At 62.0% G+C, this 12,309-nt stretch carries 6 protein-coding genes and 11 pseudogenes; 2 read left to right on the top strand and 15 right to left on the bottom strand.

The features are described from left to right. The first annotated feature begins 1 nt into the window (after nt 1). Together ACW4PC_RS05215 and ACW4PC_RS05210 are read left to right on the top strand one after the other, a co-directional pair. Nucleotides 2-503: pseudogene (locus tag ACW4PC_RS05215) on the top strand (CinA family protein). A 71-nt stretch (nt 504-574) separates the two neighbouring features. Continuing rightward, nucleotides 575-884, top strand: a pseudogene (locus tag ACW4PC_RS05210) (hypothetical protein). 31 nt (nt 885-915) lie between these two features. Here the strand turns inward: ACW4PC_RS05210 and ACW4PC_RS05205 are convergent. The 15 genes and pseudogenes from ACW4PC_RS05205 to eno form a co-directional block, all read right to left on the bottom strand. Next, nucleotides 916-1,361, bottom strand: a pseudogene (locus ACW4PC_RS05205) (type II toxin-antitoxin system RatA family toxin); the annotation flags it as partial. Nucleotides 1,362-1,370: 9 nt separating this feature from the next. After that, a pseudogene (locus ACW4PC_RS05200) lies at nt 1,371-1,941 on the bottom strand (AAA family ATPase). Between the two features lie 68 nt (nt 1,942-2,009). Further along, nucleotides 2,010-2,986 (bottom strand): annotated as a pseudogene (lipA, locus tag ACW4PC_RS05195) (lipoyl synthase). Between the two features lie 110 nt (nt 2,987-3,096). After that, a pseudogene (locus ACW4PC_RS05190) lies at nt 3,097-3,333 on the bottom strand (GlsB/YeaQ/YmgE family stress response membrane protein); the annotation flags it as partial. A 15-nt stretch (nt 3,334-3,348) separates the two neighbouring features. Then, the gene (locus ACW4PC_RS05185; RefSeq protein WP_455873610.1) at nt 3,349-3,600 is read right to left on the bottom strand and encodes a GlsB/YeaQ/YmgE family stress response membrane protein; all 252 of its coding nucleotides are present in this window, start codon (nt 3,598-3,600) and stop codon (nt 3,349-3,351) included. Nucleotides 3,601-3,771: 171 nt separating this feature from the next. After that, nucleotides 3,772-4,278, bottom strand: a complete 507-nt coding sequence (locus tag ACW4PC_RS05180; RefSeq protein ID WP_455873056.1) for an FAD-dependent oxidoreductase — start codon at nt 4,276-4,278, stop codon at nt 3,772-3,774. A 212-nt stretch (nt 4,279-4,490) separates the two neighbouring features. Further along, on the bottom strand, nt 4,491-4,727 hold the full coding sequence (locus ACW4PC_RS05175; protein ID WP_455873055.1) for an FAD-dependent oxidoreductase: 237 nt from the start codon (nt 4,725-4,727) through the stop codon (nt 4,491-4,493). Continuing rightward, on the bottom strand, nt 4,616-5,206 hold the full coding sequence (locus tag ACW4PC_RS05170; RefSeq protein WP_455873054.1) for an FAD-dependent oxidoreductase: 591 nt from the start codon (nt 5,204-5,206) through the stop codon (nt 4,616-4,618). Before ACW4PC_RS05170 ends, ACW4PC_RS05175 begins: the two co-directional genes overlap by 112 nt. After that, nucleotides 5,176-5,762 (bottom strand): annotated as a pseudogene (locus ACW4PC_RS05165) (GNAT family N-acetyltransferase). Before ACW4PC_RS05165 ends, ACW4PC_RS05170 begins: the two are co-directional and overlap by 31 nt. Nucleotides 5,763-5,764: 2 nt before the next feature. Continuing rightward, a pseudogene (locus ACW4PC_RS05160) lies at nt 5,765-6,410 on the bottom strand (SGNH/GDSL hydrolase family protein). Next, a complete protein-coding gene (locus tag ACW4PC_RS05155) occupies nt 6,407-7,795 on the bottom strand; it encodes a pyruvate dehydrogenase complex dihydrolipoamide acetyltransferase (protein ID WP_455873053.1) in 1,389 nt (462 codons plus the stop codon). Before ACW4PC_RS05155 ends, ACW4PC_RS05160 begins: the two are co-directional and overlap by 4 nt. 37 nt (nt 7,796-7,832) lie before the next feature. Continuing rightward, a pseudogene (locus ACW4PC_RS05150) lies at nt 7,833-9,253 on the bottom strand (pyruvate dehydrogenase complex E1 component subunit beta). A gap of 15 nt (nt 9,254-9,268) precedes the next feature. Beyond that, nucleotides 9,269-10,317 (bottom strand): annotated as a pseudogene (gene pdhA / locus ACW4PC_RS05145) (pyruvate dehydrogenase (acetyl-transferring) E1 component subunit alpha). 146 nt (nt 10,318-10,463) lie between these two features. Continuing rightward, nucleotides 10,464-10,783 (bottom strand): annotated as a pseudogene (locus tag ACW4PC_RS05140) (FtsB family cell division protein). A 138-nt stretch (nt 10,784-10,921) separates the two neighbouring features. Further along, a complete protein-coding gene (eno, locus tag ACW4PC_RS05135; protein ID WP_455873052.1) occupies nt 10,922-12,196 on the bottom strand; it encodes a phosphopyruvate hydratase in 1,275 nt (424 codons plus the stop codon). Nucleotides 12,197-12,309 lie beyond the last annotated feature (113 nt).

The raw sequence follows: 12,309 nt of genomic DNA, 5'->3' as shown, positions 1-12,309 counted from the left end.
TATGTTCACCGCCGACATTCTCTCGCTCGCGGAGACCATCGTGCGCGATTTCACGACGGCAAAGAAAATGATCTCAACTGCTGAAATCCTGCACCGGGGGGCTGATTGCCGGCGCGCTCACCGAGATCTCCGGCTCCTCGGCAGTCGTCGATCGCGGTTTCGTCACATATACCAATACCGCCAAGATCGAGATGCTCGGCGTTCAGGAACGCACACTCGAAAGCTTCGGCGCCGTTTCCGAGGAGACTGCGCTGCAGATGGCGCACGGCGCCCTTTTCCGCTCCCGCGCCGACGTCGCGGTCGCCGTGACAGGGATTGCCGGGCCGAGCGGGGGCTCGCCGCAAAAGCCGGTCGGATTGGTTCATCTGGCGGCGAAATCGCGCACCGGCGCCCTCATCCGCCGCAAGATGCTCTATGGCGATATCGGCCGCGACAGGGTGCGTCTTGCAACCGTACAGACCGCGCTGGAAATGCTGATCGAACTCCAGGAAAACCGGGCCTAATCCTGCGCTTGGAACAAAGAGCACTGGCGCCCGTTCCTATGCCGGATTTCATTCCGCAAAGGGTTACGTCGATGAGATATCTGGCCGCAATGGGAGTTGCTTTGAGCCTGGGCTGCGTATCGGCTGCCGAGGCCCCGTCAAACTATCAGACATATCATGGAATCCGCGTCGATTCCCGACCCTGTCTTGCTGGCGAAATACGACCGTGCACTTGGATATTGCCAGTACGAGGCGATGTCCTGGCGAAGAGGGTCGCCCAACCCGTACAGCCTCGTTTACAACGCGGCCCTGAGAAGTTGCCTGTCCCGGCGTAACTTTATTGATCGGGGGGCATATGCCTATCCGGCAAATCGGTACTTCTATCACTTCTTCGATCGGTAAGGCTGTCAGGACACGGCCGTCTGGCGACTATCCGGTAGACCGCTTCCGCCCTCTTTTCGAAGGCCTCGGAAAACATGCGGAAGGCGCGGTCGAACATCGAGCCCATCAGCGCACCGAGGATGCGACTCTTGAACTCGTAGTCGATGAAGAAATGGATGGTACAGCCGTCACCGACGGCCTCCTCAAAGCGCCAGCGATTGTCGAAGCGCACGGAACGGCCCGTCGATATATTCGACGTCGATGAAGCGCTCCGCCTTGTTCAGCAGCACCTGCGTCGTGAAGGTCTCGCGGATCGCCTTGTAGCCGACGGTCATGTCGGCAATCAGCAAGATCTTGCCGTCGCGCTCCTTGCAGCTGCGGATGCTCAAGGCTTCGCAGAGCGGCAGGCATTCCGGAGAGCGTTCCACATCGGCCACGAGGTCGAACATCTGATCAGCGGAGTGCGGGACGCGGTGATGCGTTTCCGAATTGCGGCATGATCGGCAGTTAAGCGGGAGAACCGAGAAGATCAAGAAGCTCGCGCATCTGATGGCGTGATTTTAGCTGGAGAACCGGGACATCGGGGCCGTGGGCGGCCATGGCGCCGAGAACCGGGGGGAATGCTGCTTTTTCGAAATTCCAGATGTAGCGCAGGAATTCGAGATCGACCTTCTCCGGACAGCCCGGCGTCATTTCCGGCCGTGTACGCCCAATCCACTTCAGCCAGCGGCTGACGGCGCCCCAAACGCATATCAGACGCGGCATGCGGACCCATAGGACGATATCGGTCCGCGGCAGCCGGAGATCAAAGCTCGACGAGGTCGGGCTTCCGTCCATGATCCAGCGATCCCGCTTGATCCGTTCGGCTATCAACGCCCGCTGCTCCGGCCGTGCGCGTGCGACCCAGCCCGGCAGCCGAGAAGAACTCGCGATCCATGGAAATGAAGGGCAGGCTGAAGCGCGTTGCGATCGTCCGCGCAAGCGTGGTCTTGCCGCCGCCGGAGCAGCCGATGACGAGTACGCGATCAGCTGTCTTTAGCCGGTGGGCGGCATCCCTGACATCGCTCATCCAGGCCATGGCATCCTCCACAGAAAAAGCCGCGGGGACGATCGCCGCGGCTTTTAGAAAATACAAGCCTTCGTTGATTATTCCCCCGCCATCAGCAGCTTCTTTTCGCGTGCCGCCCTCAATCGGGTGAAATCGTCGCCGGCGTGGTGCGAAGAGCGGGTGAGCGGGCTCGATGCCACCATTCAGGAAGCCCTCGGCGTAGGCGACGGTTTCGTAGGACTTGAATTCGTCCGGCGTCACGAACTTCTCGATCTTGTGGTGCTTGCGGGTCGGCTGCAGGTACTGGCCGATCGTCAGGAAGTCGACGTCGGCGGTGCGCACGTCGTCCATCAATTGGAGCACTTCGTTGCGCTCTTCGCCAAGGCCAACCATGATGCCGGACTTGGTGAACATCGTCGGGTCCAGTTCCTTCACGCGCTGCAGCAGGCGAATGGAGTGGAAAATAGCGGGCGCCTGGACGGACCGTCAGGTAGTTCGACGGCACGGTTTCCAGATTGTGGTTGAACACATCCGGCTTGGCGGCGACAACGCGCTCCAGGGCGCCCGGCTTGCGCAGGAAGTCCGGCGTCAGGATTTCGATCGTTGTTGCCGGCGAGGCGGCGCGGATCGCCCAGATCACCTTCTCGAAATGCTCAGCACCGCCGTCTTCCAGATCGTCGCGGTCGACCGAGGTGATGACGACGTGGGAAAGGCCCATCTCCTTCACGGCCTTGGCGACGTTCTCAGGCTCTGCCATGTCGAGCGCGTTCGGCTTGCCAGTCGAGACGTTACAGAAGGCGCAGGCAACGGGTACAGACCCCGCCCCATGATCACGAAGGTCGCGTGCTTCTTGTCCCAGCACTCGCCGATATTCGCGACATCCGGCTTCTTCGCAGACGGTGACGAGCTTGTTTTCCTTCACGATCGCGCGCGTTTCGGCATAGCCCTTCGAGGTCGGGGCCTTGACGCGGATCCAGTCCGGCTTGCGCATGACTTCCGTATCGGGGCGGTTCGCCTTTTCCGGATGCCGCACGCGCTTGACGTCGGGATTGACCGTGTCGAGAATGGTTACCATTGCCGTATCGACTTTCCGCCCGCCCCATGCGGCTTCGTCATCCGTCTCGCACATAAGCGTTTTGCGCGAGCCTTACAATTCGAGTTCGTGATGCGCATTATCGCCGCACCGAGCCGGGCGATGAATATCAGCAGGCAGGCGCCGAGGAAACCGGTGACGAAGTAGCCGAGCCGTCCTGCGGCCACCTCGACATGGAATTGCGCCAGGATGGCGGTCGCGACCACCGAACCGACGATGCCGAGCACGATGTTCAGCACAATGCCATATCGCGCTTCCATCAGCTTGCCGGCGAGCCAGCCCGCAAAACCGCCGATGATGATTGCCGCTATCCAGCCGACGCCTTCCATGATGATCTTTTTTCCCTAAGCTATCGCCCTTGCAATCAACACCACGACAATGGCGCCGACTGTGGCGTGAATGATCTGCACGACCAACACATTCTCAATGCCGAGCGATATACCCAGGGCATTGAACAGAAACCCGCCCACGAACGCGCCGATGATGCCGCTGAGCAAGGTACTGAATCCGCCTCCGCCGACCACCAAGCTCGCGAGGAAGCCCGCAACGAGGCCGATCAGCAGGAAGACAAGCCATGCCTGCGTCTCCATAGACATCATGATTTCCTTTCGTTTTTTCTACCTCGGATAGAGGGTGGAAAGGGAAATTATAAGACGTTCAACACTCGGCCGTAGGCGTCCGAGCACGGCTCTCCTGCATCAATCTCGCTGAGACCGTCGGGTGCGGGAAGACCGTGTGCATCAGCTCTTCCTCGGTGGTCTCGAGGTTCATGCGCGATCGACGAAGCCCTGGATCAGCTCGGTTACCTCAGCGCCGACCATGTGTGCGCCGAGAAGCTCGCCGGTCTTCTTGTCGAAGATCACGTCTTCACGAAGCCCTCGGCCTCGCCGAGCGCGATCGCCTTGCCGTTGCCGATGAAGGGGAAGCGGCCGACGCGGATGTCGTAGCCCTGCTCCTTCGCCTTGGCTTCGGTGAGGCCGACGGAGGCGATCTGCGGACTGACAATAGGTGCAGCCCGGGATCTTGCGCCTTGTCCATCGGCGTGCGTGTGCAGGCCGGCGATGCGTCTCGACGCAGATCACGCCCTCGTGCTCGGCCTTGTGCGCCAGCATCGGCGGGCCGGCGACGTCGCCGATCGCGTAGATGCCCGGCACGCTGGTCAGGCCGTAGACCGTCAACGTGACCACAGTCAGCCGCGCTCCGATCTTCACCCCGAGCGTTTCGAGGCCGAGCAATTCTCGATGTTGCCCTGCACGCCGACGGCCGACGATCATGCGCTCCGCGGTGATCGTGCTGCGATCTTCCGCCCTCAGCCGTCATCGACGTGTGGCGGTGGTGCTAGCCGGCGCCCTTCTCCACCTTCGCCACCTTGGCGCCCGTGACAGGATCTTCATGCCGCTGCTTCTCGCAGCTGCTTGCGGGCGATGGGCGGTCGACTCTCCGCATCCTCGACCGGCAGGATCGTGCGGCAGCACCTCGACCACGGTCACCTCCGACGCCCATCGGTGCGGTAGAAGCACGCGAACTCGATGCCGATGGCGCCCCAGCCCATCACGATCGAGCGACTTCGGCATGGACGGCCGGCACCATGCGCCTCGAAATCGGTCCAGATCAGCTTGCCGTCCGGCTCGATGCCCGGCAGCGCGCGCGGACGCGCGCCGGTCGCGACGATGATGTGCTCCGCCGTCGTACTGTGCCGGGCTCCAGCACGCCTCTTCGGCACCGGATGCTGCGGCTGCATGGCGGCCGGCTTCGGACGCCGTGGACGACGACGACTCTCGCCCGGCTTGGAGATGCTTGGCTTCGCCCCAGATCACGTCCACCTTGTTCTTCTTCAGCAGCGATGCCGACGCCGCCGTTGAGCCGTGCCCGAGACGCCGCGCGAACGGGCGACGACGGCAGCTTCGCATCGGCAGCCGACCTTGCCCTGCGCCGAACGAGGCCGTAATCCTTCGGCGTGCGTGGAATGGTCGTGGTAGTCTCGGCCGAGCGCAGCAGCGCCTTGGTCGGGATGCAGCCCCAGTTCAGGCAGATGCCTCCCAGGTGCTCGCGTTCGACGATCGCGGTCTTCAGACCGAGCTGGCCGGCACGCACGGCGGCGACATAGCCGCCCGGACCGGAGCCGATGATGATGACGTCGTAGTTCTGCGAGCCACGTTTTCCTGCCTTTTTTATCCGGCGAGGCGGGTCAGAAGCACCCACTCGTGTTTCCTGCTGTTTTTCAGAAAAGCGCCACGGCCTCAGCGCGGGCGGCTTGCGAAAATCCATTCTTCTCGTACAGCGCGAGCGCTGCCTCATTATCACTTGCGGTGATCAGGCTGACGGCCCGCTCTCCCGCCTTCTCGATCTGATCGCCCAGCAATCGCTTTCCGATGCCAATGCCGCGCAGATGGCGGTAGACGGCCAGAGTGCCGATGAACCAGTTTCCGGCCGCCTGCTTCTGTAGCGCTATTACCGGCTCCAGCGCCGGACGATCCCGCCGCGATCGCTCTCGATCTCTTCGCCAAGCGCATAGCCCACCGCCGTTCCGGCGATCTCGCCGTGCAGCCTCGGCAATCACCGCACTCTGCCAATTCCCCCACCCGCCATCGCGGCTCATCTTCATCCGGCCCCGCTCCAGCGGCGTGTCGGCGCTGCTGCCCGCCACCTCCGCCAACCAAAGCCAGGAAGCAAAGCCGTGCGAGCCGATGTCCACGAGGATGGCCAGCTCCGCCGCGTCCCGCCGTTCTGCCGGCCGCAGCGCGGCGAAAGCGGCCATGGTCAGAGCCCCAGCATCATCCGTACCGTTGAATGTCCAGCCCGCGCCCGAGAGCACGGGTATTTTCCGCATCGAGATGGATGCCGTCGACCGGTGTCGTCTTCGCGACCGAGTTGCCGTCGAAGAATCCGCAACCGAGTTCGTCGGCAAGGTCACGATAAAGCGTTGCAAGTTTTGTCGAATTCCTCGATACCGCCCGGGAACGAAGCGGCAAACGGCACATTCCCTGTCGCGCAGATCGCCGGCGGTGCTATGATTAGGATGTCCGGCCCATCGTACTCGAAGGGCCAGGCATGAGTGCGGACCAGGCGCACCAGGCGGCCGATGCCCTGGCAGGCGGCAAAAGCCGATCCCGCCACGACCGACTTCATGTCGTTGGTTCCGAGCATGATGATGACGAGATCAAGCGGCGCATGCGTCTGCAGGATCGTCGGCAGGACGCGCGCACCGTTGCGGTCGCAATCGGCGAGATGGTCGTCGAAAGCGGTCGTCCGGCCATTCATTCCTTCCGGAATGACATGCGCCGCACCGCCAAGCGCTGCCTGCAGCACGCTCGACCAGCGGTCCTCATAGGCATGCCGCCTCAGCGAAACAGGATCGTAGCCCCAGGTCGGCGAGTCAGCCATAGCAAAGAACGGTCTTCGTCATTTCCGTCTCCGCTCAATGATCAGACAAGCATGCTCATCGGGTTTTCGATATAGGCCTTGAAGGCCTGCAGCAACTCGGCGCCGAGCGCACCGTCGACGCAACGGTGGTCGGTCGAAAGCGCGACGCCGATCACGGTCGCGATCGCCACTTCGCCCTTCTTGAGCAACGACGCGCTGCTCGCCGGCGCCGACCGCAAGGATCGTCGCATGTGGCGGGTTGACGACGGCTGCGAAGTCCTTCACGCCCATCATGCCCATGTTCGAGACCGAGGTCGTGCCGCCCTGGTATTCCTCAGGTTTCAGCTTGCGGTCCTTGGCGCGCTTGCCGAGATCACGCATCTCGTTGGAGATGGCGGACAGCGTCTTTTCTTCAGCCTTGCGAACGATCGGGGTGATCAGCCCGCCTGGAATGGAGACGGCGACGCCGACATCGGCATGCTTGTGCTTGACCATGTTGTTTTCGGTCCAGGACACATTCGCGTCCGGAACGTCTCGCAGCGCAAGCGCCATCGCCTTGATGACCATGTCGTTGACAGAAAGCTTGTAGGCCGGGGCACCATCCTTGCGCGGGGCGGAATTGTTGAGCTGGGCACGGAGCGCCAGCAGCGCATCCAGTTCGCAATCGACGGTGACGTAGAAGTGCGGGATGGTCTGCTTGGATTCCACCAGACGGCGGGCAATCGTCTTGCGCATGCCGTCATGCGGCACCAGCTCGTAGGAGCCTGGCTCAAAGAGCTTGAGGACAGCCTCTTCCGTTGCCCCCTTGGCTGCAGCCGGAGCCGGGGCCGCAGCAGCCTGCTGCGCCGCCGCAGGGGGCGCCGCTTTAGCGCCACCACCGGCGACGGCGGCCTCGACATCGCTCTTAACCACGCGGCCGCGCGGGCCGGAACCGGCAATTGCGGAAAGATCTATACCGGCTTCCTTGGCCAGACGCCGCGCGAGTGGCGAGGAGAAGGTGCGTGTGCCGCCCTCGCCCTTCGGGGCGGCCTGGAGCGGCACCTCAGGGTGAGGGCTCACATTGGCATTTGCGGCAAGCAGGGCAGCGGCTGGTGCGGTGCCTTTGCCTGCCTCATCGCGAGGGGCGGAAGCGCTTTGGGCTTTCGCTTCCAAGGACGAGGCAGCAGCCGAACCCGCGCCGCTTGCAGCGACAGCAACGTCCTCGCCTTCGCCGGCAAGAACCGCGATCAGCGCATTGACCTTGACACCTTCCGTACCGGCCGGAACGACGATCTTGGCAATCGTGCCCTCATCGACGGCTTCGACTTCCATTGTCGCCTTGTCTGTCTCGATCTCGGCGATCACATCGCCGGACTTGACGGTGTCGCCTTCCTTGACGAGCCATTTGGCCAGATTGCCTTCTTCCATCGTCGGAGAAAGGGCTGGCATCGCGACGTTCGATAGGCATCGAAATACCCTCCCCTTGTTATTTGTAGCAGACGGCCTTCACCGCATCGACGACTTCGCCGACATTCGGCAGAGCCAGCTTCTCGAGGTTGGCCGCATAGGGCATTGGCACGTCCTTGCCGGCAATCGTCAGGATCGGGCGCGTCGAGATAGTCGAAGGCCGTGCTCCATGACGCGGGTGGCGATCTCCGTGCCGACGCCCGACTGCGGATAGCCTTCCTCGACGGTGACGCAAGCGGCCCGTCTTCTTGACCCATTCGATGACGGTCGGCGGGTCCATCGGACGGATCGTGCGCAGGTCGATCGACCTCGGCCTCGATGCCAAGTTCCTTCGCCAGTTCCGCGGCGGCCTTCAGTGGCGTAGGTCATGCCGATGCACCCACGAAACGACGGTCGACGTCCTTGCCCGGACGGTGGATACGGGCCTTGCCGATCGGCACGAACGAAGTCATCGAGCTTCGGCACGTCGAAGTGCTGGCCGTAGAGGATTTCGTTCTCGAGGAAGACGACCGGGTTCGGATCGCGGATGGCGGCCTTTAGCAGGCCCTTGGCGTCCGACGCCGTGTACGGCATGACGACCTTGAGGCCCGGGATGCTGCGAGTACCAGGCCGCGTAGTCCTGGCTGTGCTGGGCGCCAACGCGGGCAGCCGCGCCGTTCGGGCCGCGGAACACCATCGGTGCGCCCGATCTGGCCGCCGGACATGTAGAGCGTCTTGGCGGCCGAGTTGATGATCTGGTCAATCGCCTGCATGGCGAAGTTGAAGGTCATGAACTCGACGATCGGCCGTAGGCCGGCCATAGCCGCGCCGACGCCGATGCCGGCAAAGCCGTGCTCGGTGATCGGGGTGTCGACCACGCGGCTTGCGAGCCGAACTCCTGCAAGAGGCCCTCGAGTTACCTTGTAGGCGCCCTGGTACTCGGCAACTTCCTCGCCCATCGACGAAGACGCTCGTCGTCGCGCGCGCATCTCCTCGGCCATGGCGTCGCGAAGCGCTTCGCGAACGGTCATCGACACCATCTCGGTGCCCGTCCGGGATTTCCGGATCGTTCGGAACGACAAGCCTTAGGCTCGGCCGGGAACGGACGCCGTGCGGCGGCCGGGATGGTTTTCCGGTCGGCCTGACGGAGCCTCGTCAGCGGCGGAGCCGGCTGCTGCGGCGCCGGCGCTGCGGCGGAGATGTCCGAAGCCGATTCGCCGTCCTCGCCAGCAGCACGGCGATCTTGGCGTTCACCTTGACGTTTTCGGTGCCGGCCGGGACCAGCAGCTTGCCGATCACGCCTTCGTCGACGGCTTCGACTTCCATCGTCGCCTTGTCGGTCTCGATCTCGGCAATCACGTCGCCGGACGTGACCTTGTCGCCTTCTTTCTTGAGCCACTTGGCCAGCGTGCCCTCTTCCATCGTCGGAGAGAGGGCGGGCATGAGGATATCGATAGGCATGGGTTCCCTCCCCGATTAGAGCAGAATGTCGGTGTAGAGCTCGGATACATCCGGCTCTGGATCGGCCTGGGCGAAATCGGCGCTGTCGGCGACGATATCGCGCACGTCCTTGTCGATGGACTTCAGGTCATCTTCCGACGCCCAGCCCTTCTCGATGAGGCGCAGGCGCACCTGCTCGATCGGATCGGATTCGGAGCGCATCTTCTGCACTTCGTCCTTCGAACGATACTTCGCCGGGTCGGACATCGAATGGCCGCGATAGCGATAGGTCAGCATTTCGAGGATCATCGGACCCTTGCCGGAACGGGCAATACTCGATCGCTTCATCGGCAGCAGCCTTGACGGCGCGCACGTCCATGCCGTCCACCTGCATCGCCCGGAATGCCGAAGGACGCGCCGCGCTTGGAGAAATCGGCCTGCGCCGTCGCGCGAGCGGTCGAGGTGCCCATGGCGTAGCGGTTATTCTCGATCACGTAGATGACGGGCAGCTTCCAGAGCTGCGCCATGTTGAAGCTTTCGTAGACCTGGCCCTGGTTGGCCGCGCCGTCGCCGAAATAGGCGAGGCTGACATTGTCATTGCCGCGATACTTGTTGGCGAACGCGAGGCCGGTGCCGAGCGAAACCTGGGCGCCGACGATGCCGTGGCCGCCGTAGAAATGTTTTTCCTTGGAGAACATGTGCATGGAGCCGCCCTTCCCCTTGGAATAGCCGCCCCTGCGTCCCGTCAGCTCCGCCATCACGCCGCGCGCGCTCATGCCGGTCGCCAGCATATGGCCGTGATCGCGGTAGCCGGTTATGACCTGATCGCCTTCCTTGAGCGCAAACTGCATGCCGACGACAACGGCTTCCTGGCCGATATAAAGGTGACAGAAACCGCCGATGAAGCCCATGCCGTACAGCTGGCCCGCCTTTTCCTCGAAACGGCGGATGAGCAGCATTTCGCGATAGGCCTTAAGTTCGGTATCGCGGTCGAAATCGGCGATAGCCCCGCCATTCGATTGCTTGCTCTGAGGTTTTGCGCTGGTTTTGCGGCTGGAAACGGTCGCGGTCTTTCGCGGCGCCATTCAACCCTCCCTATGGGTTTGTCGTTTGTTAGGTGGCGCGTACCATAGGGAAGAAATTTGGCCACAGCAATGCCATAAATGCATGGCACGTATTCTGCTTTAAATAATTGATAAAGCTACACAATTGCCAATTAACTTGTTTCTGGTTAATTGGCATAAGAATTGAATATGACGATTTCGTCGGCCCGCGACATGTTCAATTGATAGCGGGCTTTTTCGTCCAGCATGTCCTTGTCGAGCGAGCCATCGCTCAACAGCGCGACTTGCTGCTCCAGTGTTCGCGTTTCGCCTTCAAGACCGCAAGCTCACGCTCGCGCGCAATTCGGCGCTTCTCGAAGCCTTCGGTGGCCCGGAGACCATAGTCGCCGTGAATGCAGTGATAACCGAAATAGGAGAGAAAAGCGACCGTCATGGCCGGAATGACGAACCGACCGATCTTTCTCTTCTTATGATGCTTTGTCCACATACGCGCACATGCTCTCAAACGCATTACCTATTTAACCAGCTTACGCCTGAGAGATTAACCGTCCGTTGACTATGAACTTAGAGCAAAAAAACCCGCGCCGGTGAAGCGCGGGTTCAAGGATCTGATTTTTAAAGGCTATCAGCCACGGATGATCGAGCGGCCGGCATAGCGAGCCTGCGGGCCAAGGCCCTCTTCGATGCGGATCAGCTGGTTGTACTTCGCCAGACGGTCGGAGCGCGACAGCGAGCCCGTCTTGATCTGACCGCAGTTGGTCGCGACGGCGAGATCGGCGATCGTGGAGTTTTCGGTCTCGCCCGAGCGGTGTGACATGACGGCGGTATAGGCTGCCTTGTGCGCGGTATTGACGGCGTCGAGCGTTTCGGTCAGCGATCCGATCTGGTTGACCTTCACGAGGATCGAGTTGGCGACACCCATGCGGATGCCGTCGCGCAGGCGCTCCGAGTTGGTGACGAAAAGATCGTCGCCCACCAGCTGCACCTTCTTGCCTGCGAGGTCCGTCAGGGCCTTCCAGCCGTCCCAATCGTCTTCAGCCATGCCGTCCTCGATCGAGATGATCGGGTACTTGCCGGCGAGATCGGCGAGGTATTCAGCCATGGCGCCCGATTCAAGCGTGCGCCCCTCTCCTTCGAGAACATACTTGCCGTCCTTGAAGAATTCGGTCGAAGCGCAATCGAGACCGAGGCAGATGTCATCGCCTGGCTTGTAGCCGGCTTTCTCGATCGACTTCATGATGAAGTCGAGCGCTTCGGGCGCGCTCTTCAGGCCCGGCGCGAATCCGCCCTCGTCGCCGACATTGGTGTTGTGCCCCTGGGCCGAGAGCTCCTTCTTGAGGACGTGGAAGACTTCCGAGCCCATGCGAACCGCTTCGCGGATCGAATCGGCGCCGACCGGCATGATCATGAATTCCTGGAAGTCGATCGGATTGTCGGCATGCGCGCCGCCGTTGATGATGTTCATCATCGGAACCGGCAGCAGATGCGCGCTCGCGCCCCCAACGTAGCGATAGAGCGGAAGGCCGGCAGCCTGGGCGGCAGCCTTGGCGACGGCGAGCGATACTCCGAGGATGGCATTGGCGCCGAGGCGGGCCTTGTTTGCCGTGCCGTCCAGTTCGATCATGATGTTGTCGATCTGGATCTGGTTCTCGGCATCGATGCCGCCGATCGCGTCGAAGATTTCCGTATTGGCAGCTTCGACGGCCTTTTCAACACCCTTGCCGAGATAGCGCTTGCCGCCGTCGCGAACTTCGACGGCCTCATGCGCACCGGTCGAGGCGCCGGACGGCACAGCCGCACGGCCCATACTGCCGTCTTCGAGATAGACATCGACTTCAACGGTCGGATTGCCACGGCTGTCGAGAATTCCGCGGGCGATAATGTCGGTAATTGCAGTCATGATCTCTTCCTGCTCGGTGGGTGATAAATCGTTCGAAGCCTGTTTAATCGAAGGCACGCAAATTACAATGCCACACCGACGACACACGGCATGGGCCATGGCCTATAGCCCGA

It is taken from the genome of Rhizobium yanglingense, from assembly GCF_977109285.1.
Note: the sequence above shows the minus strand (reverse complement) of the source record. Positions and strands in the feature narration are given on the sequence as shown.

Coding starts and splice junctions, on each gene's coding strand:
- ACW4PC_RS05185 (WP_455873610.1), bottom strand. CDS start 3,600: ATGTCTATGGAGACGCAGGCATGGCTTGTCTTCCTGCTGATCGGCCTC.
- ACW4PC_RS05180 (WP_455873056.1), bottom strand. CDS start 4,278: ATGATCGTCGGCCGTCGGCGTGCAGGGCAACATCGAGAATTGCTCGGC.
- ACW4PC_RS05155 (WP_455873053.1), bottom strand. CDS start 7,795: ATGCCAGCCCTTTCTCCGACGATGGAAGAAGGCAATCTGGCCAAATGG.
- eno (WP_455873052.1), bottom strand. CDS start 12,196: ATGACTGCAATTACCGACATTATCGCCCGCGGAATTCTCGACAGCCGT.